This is a genomic window from Methylobacterium sp. (assembly GCF_019750675.1).
Taxonomy (GTDB): Bacteria; Pseudomonadota; Alphaproteobacteria; order Rhizobiales; family Beijerinckiaceae; genus Methylobacterium.
Genome location: NZ_JAIEOF010000032.1, coordinates 1 through 22,096 on the forward strand (window position 1 = coordinate 1; position 22,096 = coordinate 22,096).

The following is a 22,096-nucleotide window of genomic DNA, read 5'->3' on the forward strand; positions in this document are numbered from 1 at the left end:
CCCGCGACCCCGCCGGCCGCGGCCAACCCGCTGCCGACCACCACCAATCCCGACCCGAAGAATCCCGGCACGGCGGACATCCCGGTGCCGGCCCAGGCGGGCGCGGCACCCTCGGCCACGCCGACGACCGGCCCGCGTCAGACCCTGGTGGCCACGCCCGGCGACGCCAACGACGTCGACGAGGTCTCGCTGCCGGCCAAGCCCGCCGCCATCCTGGCGGGCCGCGCGAAGTGGGAGGAGGCGGTGCCGAGCCTCAAGGCTGCGTTCCAGCGCATCGAGGCGGATCTGGCCAAGGCCGGCATCCAGGCGGTGGGCCGCCCCCTCGCGGTCTTCGCCAAGACGGACGACGACGGTTTCCAGTACGACGCCATGATCCCGATCGCCGCGATGCCGGACCCCAAACCCGCCGAGGCGGACGGCCTGCGCTTCGGCACCACGCCCAGCGGGCGCGCCCTGCGCTTCCCGCACAAGGGCTCCTACGACGAGATCGACGGCACCTACGAGACCCTGACCGCCTATCTCGACGCCAAGGACGTCGTGGTGCAGGACCGGTTCATCGAGGAATACGTCACCGACCTCAACGACAAGGCCGACGAGAAGCTCGACGTGAACATCTACGCCCTGCCGAAATAGGTCCGGGTCAGAACAGGCTCGCCTGCGCCTGCGCTTGGCCCTGCGCTTGACCCTGCCCGCGCTCCAGAGCCAGCAGGAAGCGCTTCGTCTCGATGCCGCCGGCAAAGCCCGTCAGTGCCCCGCCCGCGCCGATGACCCGGTGGCAGGGCACCACGATGGGCAGCGGGTTGGCCCCGTTGGCCGCCCCCACCGCCCGGCTGGCGCTGGGGCGCCCGATGCGCCGGGCGAGTTCGCCGTAGCTGATCGTTTCGCCCGGCGGGATCTCGGTGAGCGCCTGCCAGACCGCCAGCTGGAACGGCGTGCCGCGCGGGGCGAGTGCGAGGTCGAACCGCGTGAGGCGCCCGGCGAAATACGCGTCGAGCTGCGTCCGCGCTGGTCCGAAGGCCGTATCGTCCCGCTGCCAGTCGGATCTGGGCGTCACCGCCCCCTTGCCGGAGGGAAATCCGATGCAGGCCAGCCCCTCGTCGCCGCCTGCGAGGAGAAGGGGGCCGATGGGGCTGGGCAGGAGCGTGTAGCGCGTCTCCGGCATCGCATGCTCCGGTGTGGCGGTCGCGACCGACCGCGCGGGCCCCTGTCGGGTCGGTGGGCGATCCTCCGCTGCGAAGATGGCCGAAACGTTGCTGCGGCCGTCGCTCATCACCGGAACGCGACCAGGACGGCGCCGGCCGCGATGAGGGTGACGCCGACCCAGTTCAGGGCCGAGAGCCGCTCGCCCAAGAACAGCACGCCGAACACGGCCACCAGCACGACGCTGAGCTTGTCGATGGGCGCGACGCGGGCCGCCTCGCCGAGCTTGAGCGCCCGAAAGTAGCAGAGCCAGGAAGCTCCGGTCGCGATGCCGGACAGCACGAGGAAGACGTAGGTTCGCCCCGACACCGAGGCCGGCGCCTGCCAGCCGCCGGCGTACGCGAGGATGCCGGCGATCACCGCGAGAATGACGAGGGTCCGCACGAACGTGGCGTAGTCGGAACCGACGTTCTCGACGCCGACCTTCGCGAAGATCGCCGTGAGGGCCGCGGATACGGCCGACAGCACGGCCCAGAACAGCCAGGACGATGTGATCTGTCCCATGAAGCGCCTCTCGCGGTTTCCCCCGCATGGCGTTGTAGCCGATCCGGATCGGGGGGCGAGCCGGGTGTAGAGACCCGTGCCGGCCGCTCCCACCCCGAAGGGGGCGAAAGCGGCCGGCGCGACGCACCTACTCCGCCGCCTCGTTGTAGGCCTCCACCGGCGGGCAGGCGCAGACGAGGTTGCGGTCGCCGTAGGCGTTGTCGACCCGGTTGATCGGGGGCCAGTACTTGTCCATCCCGAGGCTTCCGGAGGGGAAGCAGGCCGCCTCACGGGAATAGGGACGCTCCCAGGTCCCCACGAGGTCCCGCACCGTGTGGGGGGCATGCTTCAGCGGATTGTTCGCCCGGTCCATCCGCCCCTCCTCGATGGCGCGGATCTCCTCGCGGATCGCCAGCATGGCGTCGCAGAAGCGGTCGATCTCGCCCTTGGTCTCGGATTCGGTGGGCTCGATCATCAGGGTGCCGGCCACCGGCCAGGACATGGTCGGCGGGTGGAAGCCGCAATCGATCAGGCGCTTGGCGATATCGTCGACGCTGACGCCCGCGCTTTTCTGGAACGGCCGCACGTCGATGATGCACTCGTGCGCCACCCTCCCCTGGGCGCCGGAATACAGGACCGGGTAAGCACCGCTCAGGCGGGCCGCGATGTAGTTGGCGTTCAGGATGGCGATGCGGGTCGCCTGGGTCAGGCCGCGCCCGCCCATGAGCAGGCAGTAGCTCCAGGAGATCGGCAGGATCGAGGCCGAGCCGTAGGGCGCGGCCGAGACCGCACCTTCCTCGCCCGTGCGGGGATCGGAGGGCAGGAACGGGATCAGGTGCGCCTTGACGCCGATCGGGCCCATGCCGGGGCCGCCGCCGCCGTGGGGAATGCAGAAGGTCTTGTGCAGGTTGAGATGGCTGACGTCCGCCCCGATGTCGCCGGGGCGCGCCAGGCCCACCAGGGCGTTGAGGTTGGCCCCGTCGAGGTAGACCTGTCCGCCATGGCCGTGGACGATGTCGCAGATCGCCCGGACCTGAACCTCGAACACCCCGTGGGTCGACGGGTAGGTGATCATGCAGGCGGCGAGCTTTTCGGAATGCAGGTCCGCCTTCTTGCGGAAATCGTCGAGGTCGACGTTGCCCTGGGCGTCCGCGCCCACCACCACCACGCTCATGCCGCACATCTGCGCCGAGGCCGGGTTGGTGCCATGGGCCGAGGACGGGATCAGGCAGACCGTTCGGTGCGCGTCCCCCCGCGACAGGTGATAGGCGCGGATGGCGAGCAGTCCGGCATATTCCCCCTGCGCGCCGGAGTTCGGCTGCATCGAGATCGCGTCGTAGCCGGTGATGGCGCAGAGTTTTTCGGACAGGTCGTCGATGAGCGCCCGGTAGCCCAGCGCCTGGTCCGCCGGCACGAAGGGGTGGATCTCCGCGAATTCCGGCCAGGAGATGGGCAGCATCTCGGCGGTGGCGTTGAGCTTCATCGTGCAGGAGCCAAGCGGGATCATCGCGCGGTCCAGCGCCAGGTCCCGGTCGGCGAGGCGGCGCATGTAGCGCGTCATCTCGCTCTCGGCCCGGTTCATGTGGAAGATCGGGTGGGTGAGGTAGGGCGAGGTCCGCATCAGCGCCTGCGGCAGTCGGCTCTCCGGCCAGGCCTCGTCGTAGACCGGGTCCGTCGACCCGAAGGCGCGCCACACCGCCTGGAGGATGTCGGGGCGGGTGCGCTCGTCGACCGTGATGCCGATGCGGTCCGCGCCGACCTTGCGCAGGTTGACGCCGTTGGCCACCGCTTGTCCGAGGATCAGGCCCTGGAAGGCGCCGACCCGCACGGTGATCGTGTCGAAGAAGTGCTCCGGCTCCACCGTGAAGCCGAGCGCCTCCAGGCCGCCGGCGAGGCGCACGGCGTCGCGATGGACCCGGGCGGCGATGGCTTTGAGCCCGCGCGGGCCGTGGAACACCGCGTACATGCCGGCGATGACCGCGAGCAGCACCTGCGCGGTGCAGATGTTCGAGGTCGCCTTCTCGCGTCGGATGTGCTGCTCGCGGGTCTGGAGCGCGAGGCGGTAGGCCCGGTTGCCGCGGGCATCCACCGAGACCCCGACGAGGCGGCCCGGCAGGGTGCGCTTGTGCGCGTCGCGGGTGGCCATGTAGGCGGCGTGCGGGCCGCCATAGCCCATCGGCACGCCGTAGCGCTGCATGGAGCCGATGGCGATGTCCGCGCCCATTTCACCGGGTGACTTGAGGAGGGTGAGCGCCAGGGGGTCGGCCGCCACCACCGCGACCGCGCCGGCCGCGTGCAGGTCGGCGATGGGCTGCGTCAGGTCGCGGATGCCGCCGCAGACGCCGGGATACTGGAAGATCGCACCGAAGACCTGGGCGGGATCGAGATCGGTGGCCGGATCGCCGACCACGATGGTCCAGCCCAGCGGCGCGGCGCGGGTGCGCAGCACCGCGATGGTCTGGGGCAGGCACTCGGCATCCACGAAGAAGGCGGACTTCCCATTCGCGGAGATCCGCTGGGCCATGCCCATGGCCTCCGCGGCTGCGGTGGCTTCGTCCAGCAGCGAGGCGTTGGCGATGTCGAGGCCGGTCAGGTCGCAGACCAGCGTCTGGAAGTTCAGCAGCGCCTCGAGACGGCCCTGGCTGATCTCGGGCTGGTAGGGCGAGTAGGCGGTGTACCAGGCCGGGTTCTCGAAGATGTTGCGCTGGATCACCGGCGGCATGGTGGTGCCGTGGTAACCCTGGCCGATCAGCGAGACGAGGAGGCGGTTCTTGTCGGCGATGCCCCGCATGTGCTCGATCACCCGGCGCTCGGTCATCGCGACCCCGAAGTCGAGGCGCTCCTCCTGGCGGATGTCGGCCGGCAGGGTCTCGTCCATCAGGCCGTGCAGGCTCTGCGCACCCACGACGCCGAGCATCGCCTCGATTTCCTGCGTCGTCGGGCCGATGTGCCGGCGGTTGGCGAAGTCGTAGGGGTCGTAGCGGTCGTGGGGCATGGGGCCTCCTCGCGATGGAAATCTGTCTGGACTACGCCGACGCGTCCCTCCCCCGCAGAGGGGGAGGGTTCGGGCCGGCGCTACTTCGCGAAGTCCGCGTAGGCGGCCTCGTCCATCAGCCCGTCGAGGCTGGCGGGGTCGTCGAGGCGGATGCGGTAGAGCCAGCCGGCGCCCTGCGGATCGGCGCCGACGCTGGAGGGGTCGGCGACCGCCGCGTCGTTGACCTCGGTCACCTCGCCGGAGACCGGCGCGTAGACGTCGGAGGCTGCCTTCACCGATTCGACCACGGCCGCGGCCTCGCCCTTGGTGAGTTTGGCGCCGACTTTCGGCAACTCGATGAAGACGAGGTCGCCGAGCTGCTCGGCCGCATGGGTGGTGATGCCCACCGTGGCGACGTCGCCGGCGCAGTCCAGCCACTCGTGCTCGTCCGTGAACTTCCGCATCGCTCTCTCCTGGGTGTTGGATGGAAGGGGGTCAGGCGCGCTTGAAGCCCGCCGGAACGAAGGGCAGTCCCGACACCAGCAGGGGCAGGCGCTTGCCGCGCACTTCGGCGAAGACGCGGGTGCCGGGGGCGCCGAGCGCGGCCGGCAGGTAGCCCATGGCGATCGGCGCCTGCAGGCTCGGCCCGAAGCCGCCGGAGGTGACCTGCCCGATGGCGTCACCGGTCTCGCCGGCGAAGAGCGGCGCCCCCGCCCGCACGGGCGTGGGACCCTCCGGACGAAGGCCGACGCGCCTGCGGGCCGGGCCGGTCTCCAGGGCGTCGAGGATGCGCGCCGCCCCGGGAAAGCCGCCGGCCCGGGCGCCGCCGCGTCGGCGCACCTTCGGAATCGCCCAGGACAGGCCGGCCTCCACCGGGTCGGTGCCGGGATCGATGTCGTTGCCGTGCAGGCACAAGCCCGCTTCGAGGCGCAGGGAATCGCGGGCGCCGAGGCCGATCGGCAGTACGGCGGGGTCGGCCAGCAGCGCCTCGGCCAGGGCCTCGGCCCGGTCCTCGGGCACGGAGATCTCGAACCCGTCCTCGCCGGTATAGCCGGAGCGGGTGACGAACGCGGAGGCGCCGACGAGCCCGAGCACGCGCACGTCCATGAAGCGCATCCCGGCCACCTCCGGCGCGAGGCGCGCCAGCACCGCCTCCGCGCCGGGCCCCTGAAGGGCGACGAGGGCGCGGGCCAGCACCGTCACGGTGCAGACGTCGGAGAGATGGGCGCGCAGATAGGCCTCGTCGGCGGCCTTGTTGGCGGCGTTGACCACGAGGAAGAGGCTGTCGCCGCAATGGGCGACCATGAGGTCGTCGCGGATGCCGCCCGACGCGTCGAGGAGGAGCCCGTAGCGCTGGCGGCCCGGCGTCAAGCCGAGCACGTCGATGGGCAGCAGGGTTTCGAGCGCGCGCGCCGCGTCGTCGACGTCGCCCGAGCGCGGGGTGAGGCGGATCTGGCCCATATGCGACACGTCGAACAGGCCGGCGCCGCTCCGCGTGTGCAGGTGCTCCTTCAGCAGGCCAGCGGGGTACTGCACCGGCATGGCGTAGCCCGCGAACGGGACCATCCGGCCGCCGTGGCGCAGGTGGAAGGCGTGCAGGGGCGTGCGGGCAACATCGGGGGACATCGGATCACTCCACAACAAACGGCTTCCGGAAGCTCGGCTGAGCGTTTCCGGTTGCCCCCATCTGTCGCGGTTACCTGAGAGCTTCTCCCCGACCGCGGATGCGGTCCGGGATTTCTCCTTCGGTGGACGCCGTCAGGCGCCTCTCTCCAGATTGTCCAACGGTACGGTGATTGTGCCTGAGAGTTTCCGGGGGTGGTTGCTCCGTCGGCGCCATGGTTCGAAGGCTTCGCTCGCGTGAAACGCTCGACCTGGGCTCTCCCGTACCGTCTTTGATGACCTGTCCAGGGTTTCACAGTGCACTGCGTCATGCAAGGCACCCCGCCGGGGCAGCGCGTTACGCTTTGCCGAATCCGTCAGCCCGGAGGTGAGCCGGTGCCGCGTCCGGGAACCGCGCCGACGCGCGCGGATTCACCCGGCATGCCGATCGCATCAGGGCACGACCTCGCCGGCCCCCGCCCCCGCCGGACCCGACCCGCGAAGTCCGCAGCGAACGCGGTCGACCCTGCCCTCAGCGACAAGGCCCTGGCGATCCACGCGCGCCTCTGCCCGGTCTATGGTTGCCCGATCCCGTACTTCCACAGCCTCGACCCGTTGAGCGAACTCGTCTCCTCGCTCCTCTCCCACCGGACGCGCAATGCCGAATCCGGCCGCGCCTTCAAGGCGCTGCGGGCCCGTTATCCCGATTGGGAGGGGATGCTGGCGGCCCCCGTCGCCGAGATCGAGGCGACCATCGCGGGGGTGACCTGGCCGGAACTGAAGGCTCCGCGCCTCCAGGCGATCCTGTCGGCCGTGAAGGCGCGCCAGGGCGCCCTCACCCTCGATTTCCTCAAGGACATGGCGGTGGAGGAGGCCCGGGCCTGGCTCGAGGCGATCCCCGGTGTGGGGCCCAAAACCAGCGCGGCGGTGCTCTCCTTCAGCCTCCTGCGGATGCCGGCCCTGCCGGTGGACAGCCATCATCACCGCGTCGCCCAGCGCACCGGGCTCATCGGCCCCCGCGTCGATGTCGGGTCGTCGCACCCGATCCTGCGGGCGCAATTGCCCGCCGACTGGAGCGCGCAGGCCCTCTACGACAATCACGAAGTGCTGATGCTGCACGGGCAGCACGTCTGCCACCACCGCAACCCCGCCTGCGGGCGCTGCGTCCTCCTCGACCTCTGCCCGGAGGGGCAGGCCCGCACGGGCGCCGGGGGCGCGATCCGCGAGCCGTGAGCGGCGCGGCTTGACCGGTCCCGGCGCGGCGTCCAGAAACCGGCGCCTGGCCGCGCCGATTTTCGCCGGCGGCCGCCGCATCCTATCCGCACGAGGACCCCGCCGCGATGAGCGCGTTCAAGGAACTGGTGTTCTCGGGCGTACAGCCGACCGGGAACCTGCATCTCGGCAACTATCTCGGCGCCATCAAGCGCTTCGTCGAGATGCAGGCGCGCGATGCGCAATGCCTGTACTGCGTCGTGGATATGCACGCGATCACCCTGTGGCAGGATCCGGCGGCGCTGAAGGGCCAGATCCGCGAGGTCACCGCCGCGTTCCTGGCCGCCGGGATCGACCCGAAGCGCTCGATCGTCTTCAACCAGAGCCAGGTGCCCCAGCACGCCGAACTCGCCTGGATCTTCAACTGCGTCGCGCGGCTGGGCTGGCTCAACCGCATGACCCAGTTCAAGGACAAGGCCGGCAAGGACCGGGAGAACGCAAGCGTCGGGCTCTACGCCTATCCCGTGCTGATGGCGGCCGACATCCTGGCCTACCGCGCCACCCACGTGCCCGTGGGCGAGGACCAGAAGCAGCACCTCGAACTGACCCGCGACATCGCCCAGAAGTTCAACAACGATTTTTCGGACTCGATCGCGGCGCATGGACACGACGCCGGTAACGGGTTCTTCCCCGTCACCGAACCGCTGATCGGCGGGCCGGCCGCCCGAGTGATGAGCCTGCGCGACGGCACCAAGAAGATGTCGAAGTCGGACGCCTCCGACAATTCGCGGATCAACCTCACGGACGATGCCGACGCCATCGCGGCCAAGGTGCGCAAGGCCAAGACCGACCCGGACGCCCTCCCCTCCGAGGTCGCGGGCCTGGCCGGTCGCCCGGAGGCCGATAATCTGGTCGGCATCTTCGCGGCGCTGAAGGACGTCTCGCGCGAGGATGTGCTGCGCGACTTCGGCGGTGCGCAGTTCTCGGCCTTCAAGGGCGCGCTCGTCGAACTCGCGGTCGAGACCCTGGCGCCGCTGGGGGCCGAGATGAAGCGCCTCGTGGCCGATCCGGCCGAGATCGACGCGGTGCTGGCCGACGGCGCCGAGCGCGCCGAGGCCATCGCGGCCCCGACCCTGGACGCCGTCAAGGACATCGTCGGCTTCGTCCGGCGCGGACCGCGCCTGCACGCGGTGCGGTGATGATCCGGGCGCTCGTCTTCGACGTCTTCGGGACGCTCGTCGATTGGCGCTCCGGAATCGCCCGCGAGGCCGCGCGCCTGCTCGGCCCCGACCCGTCCCTGGATGCCGGTGCCTTCGCGGATGCGTGGCGGCGGCGCTACGAGCCCGCGATGGAGACCGTGCGCTCCGGCGCCCGTCCCTTCGTGGACCTCGATACGCTCCAGGCGGAATCCCTGCCCCGGGTGCTGGCGGAATTCGGCATCGCCGATGTTCCGGATGGCGTGCGGCGGGAGCTTGTCCAGGCCTGGCACCGGCTCGACGCCTGGCCCGACGTGCCGGACGCCCTGCGGCGCCTGCGGACGCGTCACCTCCTGGCGCCGAATTCCAACGGTCATGTCCGCCTGATGATCGACCTCGCCCGCCGCAACGGGCTGATCTTCGACGCGATCCTGGGCGCCGGCCATTCCCGCGACTACAAGCCGAAGCCGGCCCTCTACCGCGACGCGGTGACGGCCCTCGGTTTCGCTCCGGCGGAGACCCTGATGGTCGCCGCCCACTCGGCCGACCTCGCGGCTGCGGCGCATCACGGCCTGTCCACCGCCCACATCGCTCGCCCCCGCGAGCACGGGCCGGGCGGTGGCGAGACCGTGCCCGCCGGGCCGGTCACCTACGCGGCGCGGGATCTGGCCGATCTGGCCGATCAACTCGGGTGCTGACAGCGGAACGGGGGCGAGGGCGCGCATGACCGATTGGAATCCAGCCCTCTACGTCCGCTTCGAGGACGAGCGCACCCGCCCGGCGGCCGAGCTCCTGGCCCGCATCCCCCTCGACGCGCCGCGCCTGGTCTACGACCTCGGCTGCGGACCGGGCAATTCCACGGCGCTGATCGCGGCGCGCTACCCCGACGCGGAGGTGATCGGGCTCGACACCTCTCCGGCGATGCTGGAGAGCGCCCGGACCCGCCTGCCCGGCCTCGCCTTCGCCCAGGGCGACGCCGCGACCTGGCGGCCCGAGCGGGCGCCGGACCTGATCTATGCCAATGCCGTGCTGCAATGGCTGCCCGACCACCCGGCGCTGCTGCCCCGCCTGTTCGGCCTGCTCGCGCCGGGCGGGGTGCTGGCGGTGCAGATGCCCGACAACCTCGCGGAACCCTCGCACCGCCTCATGCGCGAGACCGCGGCGGCCGGCTCCTGGGCCGAGGCCATCGGCGACCCGGCCGTGGCCGGCCGGGTCGGACGCATGCTGGAGCCCACCGGCTACTACGATCTCCTGGCGCCCCTCGCCGCCGACGTGGATGTCTGGCGCACCGCCTATCACCACCGGATGGCGGATGCGGGCGCCATCGTCGCCTGGGTCAGCGCCACCGGGCTGCGGCCCTTCCTGGATCCGTTGGCGCCCGACGCGGCGGCCGGGTTTCTCGAAGCCTACACGGCCGCGATCGACGCCGCGTATCCCCCACGGAGCGACGGACGGCGTCTGCTCGCCTTTCCGCGGGTCTTCGTCGTCGCGCGCCGGGCGCCCTGAGGATCGCGGCTCAGCTCTCGCCGCGGGCGACCCGGGCCTCGTACTCCGGCAGCTCGATCTGGCCCTCCTTGGCGACGCGGGCCTTGTCCTCCTCGGGGATGACGTCGGCGACCATGTCGAGGCGCTTCCAGAGGGCGAGGGGCGTCTCCTTGTCGGGGGTGGGCACGTACTTGTTCTGCGCCACCTTCTGGTACTTGTGGATGTAGCGCGGGCAGTTGACCCAGGCCTTCGTGACCTCGACGCGGACGAGGTACTTGGCTTCCGTGTACTCGGCCATCAGGGGATCGTCGCGCAGCATCCGGGCATGGCCCTGGACGCGGACCCGGTGCGGGGTCTCGAAGTCGATGAACAGCAGTCCGACCTTGGACTGTCCCTCGATGTTGCCCATCGAGTACCACATGCCGTTGCCGTCGAAGCCGGGGAACACCAGCGTGTTGCCGTCGAGCACCTTCACGAAGCCGGGGCTGCCGCCCTTGTAGGAGACGGTCGGCATGCCGTCGGGATCGACGGTGGAGAGGAAGAACATGTCCCGGCTGCCGATGAAGGCGGCCTCGTCCTTGCCGATCCCGTCATGCACCCAGCCTGTATCCAGGCGCTCGGCGAGCTTGACGGTCTTGAACTCCTCCTGCAGCGCGCGATGCGCGTCGTAGTAGAGCGATGCCATGGGGGTCCTCCGCGTTTCGGCTGCTCTCATCCGGGCGGCCGTTGCGGGGGATGATCGCGGGAAAGCCGTTCGAGCACAACAGGCGTGCCGTCGCTCTCGCGCCATGGTGAGGGTGCTGCGGTCGCCGCACGGCAAAAAGCCGGCGCTGCTCGCGCATCGCCGGCTTCGTCCGGAACCGGAGGCCGAGCAAGGCGGGCCTCCGGATCGCGGATCGGTTCCTGAAGATCAGTCCTGCGAGATCAGTTCTTGGCCTTGTCGACCAGGGCCTTCTCGGAGATCCACGGCATCATGCCGCGCAGCTTGGCGCCGACTTCCTCGATCGGATGGGCGGCGAGCTTGGCGCGGGTGGCCTTGAACGAGGTCTGGCCGACCTTGTTCTCCAGCATCCAGTCGCGGGTGAACTTGCCCGACTGGATGTCGTTGAGGACGCGCTTCATCTCGGCCTTGGTCTCGGGCGTGACGATGCGGGGACCCGTGACGTACTCGCCGTACTCGGCGGTGTTCGAGATCGAGTAGTTCATGTTGGCGATGCCGCCCTCGTAGATGAGGTCGACGATGAGCTTCACCTCGTGCAGGCACTCGAAATAGGCCATCTCCGGGGCGTAGCCGCCCTCGACGAGGGTCTCGAAGCCGGCCTTGATCAGCTCGACGAGGCCGCCGCACAGCACGGCCTGCTCGCCGAAGAGATCCGTCTCGCACTCTTCCTTGAAGGTGGTCTCGATGATGCCGGCGCGGCCACCACCGTTCGCCGAAGCGTAGGAGAGGCCGAGGTCGTGGGCGTTGCCGGAGGCGTCCTGCGCGATGGCGATGAGCGTCGGCACGCCGCCGCCCTTGAGGTACTCGCCGCGCACGGTGTGGCCGGGGCCCTTCGGGGCGACCATGAGCACGTCGAGGTCCGCTCTCGGCTCGATGAGGTTGAAGTGCACGTTGAGGCCGTGGGCGAACAGGAGGGCGGCGCCCTGCTTCATGTTCGGCGCGAGGGACTCCTTGTAGATGTCGCCCTGCAGCTCGTCGGGGGTGAGCATCATGACGACGTCGGCCTGCTTGGCGGCATCGGCGACGTTCATCACCGTGAAGCCCTCAGCTTCAGCCTTCTTGGCGGTGGCCGAGCCTTCGCGCAGCGCGATGACGATGCCCTTGACGCCGGAATCGCGGAGATTCAGCGCGTGGGCATGGCCCTGGCTGCCGTAGCCGACGATGACGACCTTCTTGCCCTTGATCAGGTTCAGGTCGGCATCGCGATCGTAATAGACCCGCATGGATTGGTTCCTCTCTTCGTGGGGTGTCAGGGTCGGGCCCGGCCGTAGAGGGCCAGGAACTGGTCGACGGCGCGGGCCGCGTCGCGTCGGATCTCGGCGGCGTCGAGTTCGAGGGCGTCGCCGAGAAGAAGTCGGATCTGGATGTCGCGGCCGACCAGACCGAAGAAGGTCCGGAAGGCGGTCTCGCCGTCGTCGAAGGCCAGGAGCCCGGCCGCGCGTCCCGCCTCGAGCACGGGCTTGACCCGGGCGCCGATGGCCAGGCGCCCGTTCGCCAGGACGATGGCGCCGAGGTTGCCCTTGCGCGAGCCGGCATGCGCGATGGCGATGCGGTTGAGCACCACCGAGGTGCGGCCTGCGATGACGTCAAGCCAGCTCACGGCGAAGTCGAGCAGGCGCTCGCGCAGGGTTTCGGCGTCGAGGGGCCCACCCGCGTCGCGGCCCGCATGGACCCGCGAGGCCTGCCAGCGCACCGTGGCGGTCAGGAGCCCGTCGCGGTCCCCGAACCACTTGTAGAGGGTCTCCTTCGAGCAACTCGCCCGGCGCGCCACCGCGTCCATGGTGAGTTGGTCCCCCTCCTCGACCAGGAGGGCGAGAACGGCATCGAGCACCGCCTGCTGGCGGGCCGAAGGCGCCTCGTGCCCGGTCTCTTCGCGTGTGGCCGTCGCGGTCATGCCTGTCGAAAACCAGTACCGTACCGTACGGTACGCGGCTTCGTAGTCCGATTCGGCGCTCCGAACAAGGGGGCGGTCCCTTGCCGAATCCTTATTCGGGCAGTGTCAGGCCTTCCCGGGCGAACACTGTCTCCACGGCTGGGCGCGCGGCCATGGCGCGGGCGTGGCGCGTCCAGGCGGGAAAGCGCTCGGCCATGTCGAAGCCCAGCGCCGGGCCCCGCCCCCAGGTCCAGAACAGCAGCAGGTAGGGGTCGACGACGCTATAGCGCTCGCCCAGCGCCCAGCCGCCGTTGGACAGCTTGACCTCGGTCATCGTGAACAGGTCACCGCAGGTCTCCGCCCCCTTGGCCTGGATGCCGGGAAACGCCGATTCGTCGTTGGTGTAGCGCCCGGCCCGGCGGATATGCGCATAGGCCGGGTGGTGGTTGGTCGAGAGCCAGCCCAGCCACTCGTCCACCCGGGCCTGGTCGCGCGGGGCTTCCGGCCAAAGCCCGGCCTGCGGGTGCGTGCGGGCGATGTGGCGCAGGATCGCGGTGTTCTCGGTGAGCACCCAGTCGCCCTCCACCAGCGCCGGCACGCGGCCGCGCTCGTTGACGGCGAGGTATTCGGGCGCGCGCTGGTCGCCCTTGGCGAGGTCGAGCCGCACGGTCTTGTAGGGTGCGCCCGTCTCCTCCAGGGCGATGTGGGAAGTGAGCGAGCAGGCGCCGGGGGCGTAGTAGAGCGTGGTCATGAGGGTTCGTCTTCCTTCGGCGCGTCGCCCACCGGTATACCGATGAGGGCCGCCAGTTTGGAGCGCGCTTCGGCGAGGGTCTGGGCCGGGACCGTTCCCAGCCATCGGAGCGTTCGCGCGCGGCGATCGATGGAACGGATCTGATCGACGAGAACCGCGCCGGCCTGGCCAGAGCGTCGGGATGGCGGCGTCCTTGCGCGGTGCCTTCGGACAGACCGTGGTTCCGGACCTGATCGGCCGACAGACGGACCGCGCAGTCTGACCCCTCCCGCTCCAGCTTCGCTCGCCTCCGTCGCAGACCGGCGCCATCGTAGCGCGGTCTCGCTGCCGGGACCTACATCGCCTCGGCGCCGCGCCCCATGGCGGCGATGCCCGTACGGGAGATTTCCACGAGGCCGATCACCGTCATCAGGCCGATGAAGCGGTCGATCTCCTCGGTGGTGCCGGTCACCTCGAACACGAAGGAGTTCAGGGTCGCGTCGAGGGTCTTGGCGCCGAAGGCCGCCGCGAGGGTCAGCGACTCGGTCCGGTGCTCACCGGTGCCCGCCACCTTGACGAGGCAGAGCTCGCGCTCGAGGGCCTTGCCCTGGAGGGTGAGGTCGACGACCCGGTGCACGGGCACGAGGCGGTCGAGCTGGGCCTTGATCTGCTGGATCACCGCGTCGGTGCCGGCGGTGACGATGGTGATGCGGGAGAGGTGGCGCGCCACCTCGGTCTCCGACACCGTCAAACTCTCGATGTTGTAGCCCCGGCCCGAGAACATGCCCGAAATCCGGGCGAGCACGCCGGGCTCGTTGTCGACGATGACCGCCAGGGTGTGCCGGTTGATCGGCTCGACCCGGCCGGCATCGGGATAATGCGTGTTCATGGCGTTCATGGCGTGGCCCCGGATCTTCGTCTGCGATGGCGTTTGGTGTGAGGCCCGGCCGGGCCGATGGAGAAACGACCGGGCGTGATTGGCGCCCGGCCCGGATGGGTCCGGAGGCTCAGACCAGCATCTTGCCTTCTTCCGAGATGACGTCGCCGAGCTCGACCCCGGTCTCGCCGAGGTAGTCGGACAGCAGCATCTCGTTGTGCGCCTTGCCCGACGGGATCATCGGGAAGCAGTTCTCCTTCTTGTCGACGATGCAGTCGAAGACGACGGGGCCGTCGTAGTCCAGCATCTCGGCGATCGCCGCGTCGAGGTCGCCCGGCTTCTCGCAGCGGATGCCCTTGGCGCCGTAGGCTTCGGCCAACTTCACGAAGTCCGGCAGGCTCTCGGAGTAGCTCTGCGAGTAGCGCGAGCCGTGCAGCAGCTCCTGCCACTGGCGGACCATGCCCATGTACTCGTTGTTCAGGATGAAGATCTTGACCGGCAGGCGGTACTGCACCGCCGTGGACAGCTCCTGCATGTTCATCAGGATCGAGGCCTCGCCTGCGATGTCGATGACGAGACCGTCCGGGTGGGCGAGCTGCGTGCCGATGGCCGCCGGCAGGCCGTACCCCATGGTGCCGAGGCCCCCGGAGGTCATCCAGCGGTTCGGCTCGTCGAACTTGAAGTACTGCGCCGCCCACATCTGGTGCTGGCCGACCTCCGTGGTGACGTAGGTCTCCCGGCCCTTGCAGGCCTCGTAGAGGCGCTGCACCGCGTATTGCGGCTTGATGATCGTGCCCGAGGGCCAGTAGGCGAGGCAGTCGCGCGCCTTCCAGGCCTGGATCTTGGTCCACCAATCTTCCAGGCGGGCCTTGTCCGGCTGGCGCGGCTGCGCCTTCCAGGCGGCGAGCATGTCCTCGAGCACCGAGCCGCAATCGCCGACGATCCCGACATCGACCTTGACGACCTTGTTGATCGAGGAGGCATCGATATCGACGTGGATCTTCTTCGAGAACGGCGCGAAGGCGTCGAGGCGGCCGGTGATGCGGTCGTCGAAGCGCGCGCCGATGCAGACCATGACGTCGCAATCGTGCATCGCCAGATTGGCCTCGTAGGTCCCGTGCATGCCGAGCATGCCGAGGAACTGGTCGTTCGAGGCCGGGAAGGCGCCGAGACCCATCAGGGTCGAGGTGACGGGAAAGCCGGTCTCGGCGGCGAGCTTGCGCAGCAGGGCCGAGGCGTGCGGGCCGGCATTGATGACGCCGCCGCCGGTGTAGAGGATGGGCCGGCGCGCGGAGGCCATGAGTTCGATCGCCGCCTGGATCTGGGCCGCGTCGCCCTTGAAGGCGGGCTTGTAGGTCTTGTGGCCGTTCTGCGTCGGGCGCTCGTAGACGCCGGAGGCGAACTGGACGTCCTTCGGCAGGTCGATGACGACCGGGCCGGGGCGGCCGTTGGCGGCGACGTAGAAGGCCTCATGCAGGATGCGTGGCAGATCGTCGATCGATTTGACGAGGTAGTTGTGCTTCGTGCAGTGGCGCGTGATGCCGACCGTGTCGCATTCCTGGAAGGCGTCCGTGCCGATCAGGTGCGTCGGGACCTGGCCGGTGATGCAGACCAGCGGGATCGAATCGAGCAGCGCGTCGGTGAGCCCCGTGATGATGTTGGTGGCGCCGGGCCCCGAGGTGACGAGGACGCAGCCGACCTTGCCGGACGAGCGGGCATAGCCTTCCGCCGCGTGGACGGCGCCCTGCTCGTGGCGCACGAGGATGTGCTTCAGGGTCTCCTGGTGGAAGAGCGCGTCGTAGATCGGCAGCACCGCGCCGCCGGGATACCCGAACAGCGTATCGACACCCTGATCCTGAAACGCCCGGATGACCATTTCGGCCCCGGTCATGACCTCGCCGCCCATCGTCCTGCTCCTTGAAACTGTGTGCGTGTTCGTGTCGTCGGCTCGTCGCGGCAATAAAAAAGGGCCCCGAGGGACCCTGCATGCGCCACCATCCGGATCGCGGACCCTGGTGTCAGGCCCGCCCCGTCAGTGGCGCTTCCGTTACGATAAGGATGGCACGCATCGGTAGAGATCTTGTCCTGTTCGCCCGGCGCGGGATGCGCCGGACGAATCGAAAATCGTGACGCGTGTCTTACCGAAGGGAAGGCAGGCGGTCAACGGCGAAGGCACGATATCGCCGATCTACTCGATCGGAACCTCGCCCAGGATCGCGCCGGTCTTCGGATCGGCATCGAACTTCATCCTGCGCCCGTCCTTGAGGCCCTCTCCGTCCCAGTGGCCGTCATCGGCCTCCAGCTTGGTGATCTCGGAATAGCCCGCGCCCTTCAGCGCCTGCGTCACCTGGGCCGGCGTCAGCCAGTCGGGGCCGGGCGTCTCGGCCCGGGCCGACGGCGCCAATGCCGCGAGGGCCAGGGGCAGGGTCGCGAGGGCGAGGATCGCGGAACGGGCAAGGCGGGGCCGGGCAAGGCGGGACATGGAGGTGATCCTGTGGGCGGGAAGCGAGCGGGATGCACGGTAGGCGGTACCGAGGCTTAGCCGAGAAACCCCCGGCCCGCGAGGCGGGTCCGGTGCACCGGCCCGGTGCGCCGTGTCACGGCGGCGAATCGCGCGCCCGGATTCGGGTTTGCCTGCCCGCGCGCCGCCGTCCTATCTAGGTTCACGCCGGGGATGCCGGACGGGGATCGCGTTCCCGGTCCGCATCCCGCCAGCGCGATCCCGCCAGCGAGGACCCCCGGCCCTGCCTGAGACCGATGCCGTTCTCCCCCCCGAATCCTTCCTCCTCCTCGATGTGGCGGGGGTCGCCTGCGCCCTGGCGCGGGCCTCGGTGAGCGAGGTGCTGCCGCTGCCGGACCTGCACGCGCCGCCGGCCGGCGGCGGTCCCCTCGCGGGGTTCCTCAACCTCGGCGGCAGGCCGGTCCCGGTCATCGACCTCGCCCGGCTCCTCGCCCTGCGCGCGGGCGCGCCGGAAGCCGACGGGCTCTACCGGCACATCCTGCTCGATGCACCGGGCGACACCGGCTTCCTGGTCGACCGGGTCGAGGATCTCGTCACCGTCGCGGCCGCCGCGATCCGCCCGGTCTCGCCCGAGCGGACCCTCAACGGCTGCGTCGTCGCGGAGATCGCCCGCGGCGACGCCCTGGTCCATGTGCTGGGCTTGCGCGAGCTCCTCTCGGCGGAGGAGCGGGACCGCCTGTCGGCGCTCGCCGACGCGGCGGCTCGCCGCCTCGCCGCGCTGCCCGCGGCCTGAGCGCGACGCCGTTGAGCCGTCCGCCGCGCTCCGGACCGGAGGCCGATCCGGGTTTCGCGTCCCTCAAGGCGCGGATCATCGCCCGCACCGGCCACCATTACTATGCCGACAAGGACGACCTGCTGTTCGACCGGCTGCGCAAGCGCTTCCGGGCGCAGGGCCTCGCGGACGCCACCGCCTACGGGGCCCTCCTCGACGACCACGCGGCGGGCGGCCCCGAATGGGCGGCCCTGGAGGCCGAGATCACCATCGGGGAGACGTTCTTCTTCCGCTACGCCGAGCAGTTCATCGCCCTGCGCGCCACGATCCTGCCCGCCCTGATCGCCGCGCGCGCGGCGGAGCGCAGCTTGCGGGTCTGGAGCGCGGGCTGCTCCACGGGGGCGGAGCCCTACTCCATCGCCATCCTGCTGCACGAGCTTCTCGGCCCGGCGCTTCCCGACTGGCGGGTCTCGATCCTCGGCACCGACATCAGCAGCACGGCGCTGGAGACCGCGCGGGCGGGGATCTACGGACGCTGGGCCCTCCGCACCCTGCCGCCGGGCGAGCGCCTGCGCCACTTCGTGCCGGGTCCCCCGGTGGCCGGGGCGGGGCGCGACGGCACCTACGCCCTGCGGCCGGAATTCCGCCGGATGGTCCGCTTCGAGCGGCGCAACCTCGTGGACCTCCTCGACGGCCGGGGCACCCTGCCCCAGGCGGAGTTCGACCTGATCCTGTGCCGCAACGTGCTCATCTACTTCGAGGCGGACGCGGTCCTCGGCATCGTGCGCGGGCTCGGCCGGCGCCTGCGCCCGGAGGGCTGGCTGCTCCTCGGTCATGCCGAGCCGAACCCGGCCATCGCCGCCCTGTTCGAGTCGGTCAACCTGCCCGGGACCGTCGCCTACCGGCCGCCGGGCGCGGTCGGGCCGGCACCGGCGCCGCCGGCCTGGGGTCCGGCCGTGCTCCCCGACCCCGCGCCTATCCCCGCTCCCTTGCCCGCACCGGACGCACCCCTGGCGCGGGCCTTCGCGCCGGCCGAACCGCTGCCCGAAGACGCGGAGGTGGCCGAGGCAATGCCGGACCTCGCGCGCATCCGGGCCCTCGCGGATGCCGGCGAGACCGGCGCCGCCTGGCGGGCGCTGCGGATCGCGATCCGGGCCGCGCCCACCGACGCCGCCCTGCACTATTACGACGGCCTGCTGGCCCGTGCCCTCGGGCGGGACGCCGAGGCGGAGCGGGCTTTGCGCGGCGCCCTCTACCTCGACCGGGACTTCGTGATGGCCCATTACCAGCTCGGCCTGCTGATGCTCGGCCTCGGCCGCGCCGGGGAAGCGGACCGGGCGCTGGACAACGCGATCCGTCTCGCCCAAGCCCTGGCTCCGGACGCGGTGGTGGCGGAGGGCGGCGGGATCGCGCCGGGCGATCTCGCCCGAAGCGCCGTGCTGGCTCGAAGTACTGGTCTCGCCCGGAGTACTGCCTCGACCCGAAGCACCGCCTCGGTCCGCGACGGCCTGACAGGAGATGTTCCGTGACCCAGACCCGTGCCGGCGTCGGGCAGACCGTGCGGCTCGACGCCCTGCGGGCGGAGCGCGCCCGGACCCTCGCCCGGCGCGGACAGGCGGAGGCGGCGGTCGCGACCCGGTCCTACCTCGTCTGCGCCTGCGGGGCCGACCGTTTCGGCCTGCCGCTGGCCCAGGTGGCGCAGGTCCTGCCCGCCCGGCCCGTGACCGCCCTGCCCGGCTCAGCCCCGGCGATCCTCGGCCTCATCGCCCTGGCGGGCCGCGTCGTCAGCCTGCTGGCCCTGGCGCCCGCCCTCGGGCGGAGCGCGGACCCGGATGAGGAGGCCGGGCACGTGGTGCTGGTGCGCGGCGCCGCCATTCCGGTGGCCCTGTCCGTCGGCCGGGTCCTCGGCGTCGCCGAGATTCCCGAGGCGGCGATCGACACGGCCTATGCGGAGGCCGGTTTGAGCGCCGAGGCGGTTTCGGGCTATGCCCCGGCCGGCGCCGGGCCCGGCGCCGAATCCGCGTTCGTCATCATCGACCTGCCCCGCCTCGTGCGGCGATACCATGCCTGACGCTGCCCGGCGGCGAGACCTGCCCGACGCCGCCCCTATGGCGGCGAAACCTGCGATGAGGCCGCCCTTGAGGCGGCAAAACCTGCCATGAGACCGGCTTCCGGGGCGATGCGCGCCGCGGGGGCCGGCCGGTTTGCGGAGCGTTGAGCCAGCTGTGTCGATCTCGATCGGAAAACGCATCCTCCTCGGCTTCGTGGCCATCACCCTCGTGGTGGTGGCGCTGGGCTTCTACGCCCTCGGGCAGATCGGCGTGGTGCGCGACACCACGGACGCCATCGTCAGCCGCGACCTCACCGTGGCGCGCCAGCTCGACGACCTCGCCAACAAGGCCCGCGACATGGGCCTCCAGCGGCGCAACGCGATCATCGCCCTGCTGGCGCGCGCCCGGGGCGGCCCCGAGCGGGACGACGTCTCCGGCGCCTGGCGCCGGACCGCCACCGAGGCCGATGCGATCCTGGCCGAGCTGATCCGGGCCAGCGACGGCTACCGGACGCGCTCCGCATCCGAGGAGCGCAGCCAGACCTGGCGCAAGCTGAACGGCGTCGCGATCGAGGCCCTGGCCGAGTTCCGCGAGCTGCGCACCGCCAGCGAGGCCCAGTTCGCCGCCATCGCCGCCAAGGACATCGACGCCGTCGAGGCGCGCAACGACGCGCTCAACCGCAGCCAGGACATGTTCCTGGCCGCCATCGAGCGCACGCGCAGCGCCCTCGACGACGGCATCGCGGCGGGCCAGCGCAGCGTCGCCGACCTCTACGAGCGCAGCCGCCTCTCCATCCTGGGGACCCTGGCCGCCTGCGTCCTCCTCAGCATCCTGGTCACCATCCTGATCAGCCGGGCCGTGGTGCGGCCCCTCGAGGCGGTGATGGCCTTCGCCGAGCGCGTCGGCGAGGGCGACCTCTCGGGCACCCTCGACGCTCGGGGCAAGGACGAGATCGGCCGCCTCGGCCGTACCCTCAACCGGATGGTCGCGGGCCTCGCCGACCTCGCCCGCACCAACCGGGCGGCGACCGCCGACCTCAACGCGGCGGCGGCCGAGATCCGCGCCTCCGCCCAGGAGCAGGCGGCCAGCGTCGAGGAGCAGTTCGCCGCCGTGCAGGAGACCGCCGCCACCGTCGACGAGATCACCCATTCGGGCGCGCAGATCGGCAAGCGGGCCGGCGAGGTCATCGCCACGGCGCAATCCACCGCCCAGACCTCCCGCGCCGGCCTGCGCGCGGTGGCCGACACGGCCCGCGCCATGGACTCGATCCGCGAGCAGGCCGAGGCGGTGGCCGGCAACATCGTCGCCCTCTCGGAGAAGACACAGGCGATCGGCGACATCATCACCACCGTCAACGACATCTCGGAGCGCACTCACCTCCTGGCTCTGAACGCCGCGATCGAGGCGGCGGCGGCCGGCGAGAGCGGGCGCAGCTTCGCGGTGGTGGCCTCCGAGATGAAGCTGCTCGCCGACCAGGCCAAGTCCGCTACGGGCCAGGTCCGCACGATCCTGGGTGAGATCCAGCGGGGCATCAACACCTCGGTCATGCTCACCGAGGAGGCGGTCAAGCGCGCGGCCACCGGCAAGGCCCGCTCCGACACCACGCAGCGCACGATCGAGGAGATCACCGCCCGGGTCGAGGAGAGCGTGCAGACCTTCCAGCAGATCGTGGCCTCGACCAACCAGCAGCAGCTCGGCATCGAGCAGGTGATGGGCGCCCTCCAGAACATCCGGCAGGCGAGCCAGCAGACGGCGGCCGGAACCCGCGAGGTCGAGGCGGCCTCCGCCAACCTCACCGAGCTGGCCCAGGCCCTGATGACGCTGGCCGAGCGATACCGGCACTGAGGCGGCAAGGACATCCGCCAAATGGACATCCGCCAGCTGCTCCTCGCGGCCTTCGAGGTCGAGCATCGCGAGCACATCGACGCGATCCGTGACGCCCTGGCCGGCGGCACGGCCGAATCCGGGCCGGACTGGAACGACGTCTTCCGGCGCGCCCACAGCCTGAAGGGCGCCTCGCGCGCCGTCGACCTGCCGGCGGTGGAGGCCGTGGCCCACCGCCTGGAGGCCTTGTTCGAGCGCGTGGCCACTCAGGAAGCGGGCCTGTCGCGGACCGACACGGCCGCCGTCCACCTCGCCCTCGACCGGATCGAGGCTTACGTCGCCGGACTCACCAACGGGACCGGGCCGGACATGCCGGGGGATGCGCTGGCGGCCCTGGACCGTACCCTCGACCCGGCCGCCCAGCCCGAGCCCCCCACGGCTCCTGTCCCCGCCCCGGCCCCGCCCGAACCGGTTCCCCCCGCGAACCCCGCGCCGATCCGGCCGGGTTCGGTGGACCAGCCCGCCGAAGCGCCGCAGGCTGGTGTCGTCGAAGCGCCCCAGGCTGGTCCCGTCGAAGCGCCGCAGGCAGGTCCTGCCGAGAGCCCGCAGGGGCTCCTGCGCGTGCCGGCAGAGGC

Annotated in this window: 23 protein-coding genes and 1 riboswitch; of the genes, 10 read left to right on the forward strand and 13 right to left on the reverse strand. The window is 70.9% G+C overall.

Going from position 1 to position 22,096, the window contains the following annotated elements; genetic code table 11:
• The coding region (locus K2X24_RS01570; protein ID WP_292494021.1) for a GyrI-like domain-containing protein at positions 1–633 on the forward strand (633 nt) is incomplete at its 5' end.
• Between the two features lie 7 nt (positions 634–640).
• Here K2X24_RS01570 and K2X24_RS01575 read toward each other — a convergent pair.
• The 5 genes from K2X24_RS01575 to gcvT all read right to left on the reverse strand — a co-directional run bounded on the left by K2X24_RS01575 (position 641) and on the right by gcvT (position 6,283).
• Entirely contained in the window at positions 641–1,162 is a 522-nt protein-coding gene (locus K2X24_RS01575) for a methylated-DNA--[protein]-cysteine S-methyltransferase (protein WP_292494023.1), read from the reverse strand.
• A 107-nt stretch (positions 1,163–1,269) separates the two neighbouring features.
• Positions 1,270–1,704, reverse strand: coding sequence for an EamA family transporter (locus tag K2X24_RS01580; protein ID WP_292494024.1), 435 nt, complete (start codon positions 1,702–1,704; stop codon positions 1,270–1,272).
• Between the two features lie 127 nt (positions 1,705–1,831).
• The gene (gcvP, locus tag K2X24_RS01585; protein WP_292494026.1) at positions 1,832–4,678 is read right to left on the reverse strand and encodes an aminomethyl-transferring glycine dehydrogenase; all 2,847 of its coding nucleotides are present in this window, start codon (positions 4,676–4,678) and stop codon (positions 1,832–1,834) included.
• 80 nt (positions 4,679–4,758) lie between these two features.
• Positions 4,759–5,121, reverse strand: coding sequence for a glycine cleavage system protein GcvH (gene gcvH / locus K2X24_RS01590; protein ID WP_108037281.1), 363 nt, complete (start codon positions 5,119–5,121; stop codon positions 4,759–4,761).
• Between the two features lie 31 nt (positions 5,122–5,152).
• Entirely contained in the window at positions 5,153–6,283 is a 1,131-nt protein-coding gene (gcvT, locus tag K2X24_RS01595; protein ID WP_292494031.1) for a glycine cleavage system aminomethyltransferase GcvT, read from the reverse strand.
• Between the two features lie 154 nt (positions 6,284–6,437).
• Positions 6,438–6,554: riboswitch (glycine riboswitch) on the reverse strand.
• A gap of 146 nt (positions 6,555–6,700) precedes the next feature.
• On the opposite strand from gcvT, the gene K2X24_RS01600 reads away from it, so the two are divergent.
• The 4 genes from K2X24_RS01600 to tam all read left to right on the forward strand — a co-directional run bounded on the left by K2X24_RS01600 (position 6,701) and on the right by tam (position 10,173).
• Positions 6,701–7,492, forward strand: coding sequence for a Fe-S cluster assembly protein HesB (locus K2X24_RS01600; RefSeq protein ID WP_292494033.1), 792 nt, complete (start codon positions 6,701–6,703; stop codon positions 7,490–7,492).
• Between the two features lie 107 nt (positions 7,493–7,599).
• Positions 7,600–8,670 carry a tryptophan--tRNA ligase gene (trpS, locus tag K2X24_RS01605; protein WP_292494035.1) on the forward strand — a complete coding sequence of 357 codons (1,071 nt, stop codon included), beginning with the start codon at positions 7,600–7,602 and terminating at the stop codon, positions 8,668–8,670.
• On the forward strand, positions 8,667–9,365 hold the full coding sequence (locus tag K2X24_RS01610) for a haloacid dehalogenase type II (protein WP_292494036.1): 699 nt from the start codon (positions 8,667–8,669) through the stop codon (positions 9,363–9,365). The genes trpS and K2X24_RS01610 overlap by 4 nt, the downstream gene beginning before the upstream one ends.
• Positions 9,366–9,390: 25 nt before the next feature.
• Complete coding sequence (gene tam, locus K2X24_RS01615) at positions 9,391–10,173, forward strand: trans-aconitate 2-methyltransferase (protein ID WP_292494038.1); 783 nt, start codon at positions 9,391–9,393, stop codon at positions 10,171–10,173.
• Between the two features lie 10 nt (positions 10,174–10,183).
• On the opposite strand, the gene K2X24_RS01620 is transcribed toward tam, so the two are convergent.
• The 8 genes from K2X24_RS01620 to K2X24_RS01655 form a co-directional block, all read right to left on the reverse strand.
• Positions 10,184–10,837 carry a pyridoxamine 5'-phosphate oxidase family protein gene (locus K2X24_RS01620; RefSeq protein ID WP_292494041.1) on the reverse strand — a complete coding sequence of 218 codons (654 nt, stop codon included), beginning with the start codon at positions 10,835–10,837 and terminating at the stop codon, positions 10,184–10,186.
• Between the two features lie 239 nt (positions 10,838–11,076).
• Positions 11,077–12,096, reverse strand: a complete 1,020-nt coding sequence (gene ilvC, locus K2X24_RS01625) for a ketol-acid reductoisomerase (protein WP_292494043.1) — start codon at positions 12,094–12,096, stop codon at positions 11,077–11,079.
• Between the two features lie 26 nt (positions 12,097–12,122).
• Complete coding sequence (locus K2X24_RS01630; RefSeq protein WP_292494045.1) at positions 12,123–12,767, reverse strand: TetR/AcrR family transcriptional regulator C-terminal domain-containing protein; 645 nt, start codon at positions 12,765–12,767, stop codon at positions 12,123–12,125.
• 91 nt (positions 12,768–12,858) lie between these two features.
• Positions 12,859–13,497, reverse strand: a complete 639-nt coding sequence (locus tag K2X24_RS01635) for a glutathione S-transferase family protein (protein ID WP_292494047.1) — start codon at positions 13,495–13,497, stop codon at positions 12,859–12,861.
• Positions 13,494–13,754, reverse strand: a complete 261-nt coding sequence (locus K2X24_RS01640; protein WP_292494063.1) for a type II toxin-antitoxin system PemK/MazF family toxin — start codon at positions 13,752–13,754, stop codon at positions 13,494–13,496. Before K2X24_RS01640 ends, K2X24_RS01635 begins: the two co-directional genes overlap by 4 nt.
• A gap of 77 nt (positions 13,755–13,831) precedes the next feature.
• Entirely contained in the window at positions 13,832–14,374 is a 543-nt protein-coding gene (ilvN, locus tag K2X24_RS01645; RefSeq protein ID WP_238280494.1) for an acetolactate synthase small subunit, read from the reverse strand.
• A gap of 109 nt (positions 14,375–14,483) precedes the next feature.
• A complete protein-coding gene (locus K2X24_RS01650; protein WP_292494050.1) occupies positions 14,484–16,259 on the reverse strand; it encodes an acetolactate synthase 3 large subunit in 1,776 nt (591 codons plus the stop codon).
• 282 nt (positions 16,260–16,541) lie between these two features.
• Entirely contained in the window at positions 16,542–16,835 is a 294-nt protein-coding gene (locus K2X24_RS01655) for a PepSY domain-containing protein (RefSeq protein ID WP_292494052.1), read from the reverse strand.
• Between the two features lie 262 nt (positions 16,836–17,097).
• On the opposite strand from K2X24_RS01655, the gene K2X24_RS01660 reads away from it, so the two are divergent.
• The 5 genes from K2X24_RS01660 to K2X24_RS01680 form a co-directional block, all read left to right on the forward strand.
• On the forward strand, positions 17,098–17,607 hold the full coding sequence (locus K2X24_RS01660) for a chemotaxis protein CheW (protein WP_292494066.1): 510 nt from the start codon (positions 17,098–17,100) through the stop codon (positions 17,605–17,607).
• An 11-nt stretch (positions 17,608–17,618) separates the two neighbouring features.
• Complete coding sequence (locus K2X24_RS01665) at positions 17,619–19,115, forward strand: CheR family methyltransferase (protein ID WP_292494055.1); 1,497 nt, start codon at positions 17,619–17,621, stop codon at positions 19,113–19,115.
• Positions 19,112–19,657 (forward strand): chemotaxis protein CheW, encoded by a 546-nt coding sequence (locus K2X24_RS01670; RefSeq protein WP_292494057.1) that lies wholly within the window; start codon positions 19,112–19,114, stop codon positions 19,655–19,657. Before K2X24_RS01665 ends, K2X24_RS01670 begins: the two co-directional genes overlap by 4 nt.
• A 154-nt stretch (positions 19,658–19,811) precedes the next feature.
• Entirely contained in the window at positions 19,812–21,482 is a 1,671-nt protein-coding gene (locus K2X24_RS01675; protein ID WP_292494059.1) for a methyl-accepting chemotaxis protein, read from the forward strand.
• A gap of 21 nt (positions 21,483–21,503) precedes the next feature.
• Positions 21,504–22,096 (forward strand): Hpt domain-containing protein (locus tag K2X24_RS01680; protein WP_292494061.1); only part of this gene is annotated, 593 nt, incomplete at its 3' end.

Coding starts and splice junctions, on each gene's coding strand:
- trpS (WP_292494035.1), top strand. CDS start 7,600: ATGAGCGCGTTCAAGGAACTGGTGTTCTCGGGCGTACAGCCGACCGGG.
- K2X24_RS01655 (WP_292494052.1), bottom strand. CDS start 16,835: ATGTCCCGCCTTGCCCGGCCCCGCCTTGCCCGTTCCGCGATCCTCGCC.
- K2X24_RS01620 (WP_292494041.1), bottom strand. CDS start 10,837: ATGGCATCGCTCTACTACGACGCGCATCGCGCGCTGCAGGAGGAGTTC.
- K2X24_RS01650 (WP_292494050.1), bottom strand. CDS start 16,259: ATGGGCGGCGAGGTCATGACCGGGGCCGAAATGGTCATCCGGGCGTTT.
- K2X24_RS01630 (WP_292494045.1), bottom strand. CDS start 12,767: ATGACCGCGACGGCCACACGCGAAGAGACCGGGCACGAGGCGCCTTCG.
- ilvN (WP_238280494.1), bottom strand. CDS start 14,374: ATGAACGCCATGAACACGCATTATCCCGATGCCGGCCGGGTCGAGCCG.
- gcvP (WP_292494026.1), bottom strand. CDS start 4,678: ATGCCCCACGACCGCTACGACCCCTACGACTTCGCCAACCGCCGGCAC.
- K2X24_RS01580 (WP_292494024.1), bottom strand. CDS start 1,704: ATGGGACAGATCACATCGTCCTGGCTGTTCTGGGCCGTGCTGTCGGCC.
- K2X24_RS01635 (WP_292494047.1), bottom strand. CDS start 13,497: ATGACCACGCTCTACTACGCCCCCGGCGCCTGCTCGCTCACTTCCCAC.
- gcvH (WP_108037281.1), bottom strand. CDS start 5,121: ATGCGGAAGTTCACGGACGAGCACGAGTGGCTGGACTGCGCCGGCGAC.
- ilvC (WP_292494043.1), bottom strand. CDS start 12,096: ATGCGGGTCTATTACGATCGCGATGCCGACCTGAACCTGATCAAGGGC.
- gcvT (WP_292494031.1), bottom strand. CDS start 6,283: ATGTCCCCCGATGTTGCCCGCACGCCCCTGCACGCCTTCCACCTGCGC.
- K2X24_RS01575 (WP_292494023.1), bottom strand. CDS start 1,162: ATGCCGGAGACGCGCTACACGCTCCTGCCCAGCCCCATCGGCCCCCTT.
- K2X24_RS01600 (WP_292494033.1), top strand. CDS start 6,701: ATGCCGATCGCATCAGGGCACGACCTCGCCGGCCCCCGCCCCCGCCGG.
- tam (WP_292494038.1), top strand. CDS start 9,391: ATGACCGATTGGAATCCAGCCCTCTACGTCCGCTTCGAGGACGAGCGC.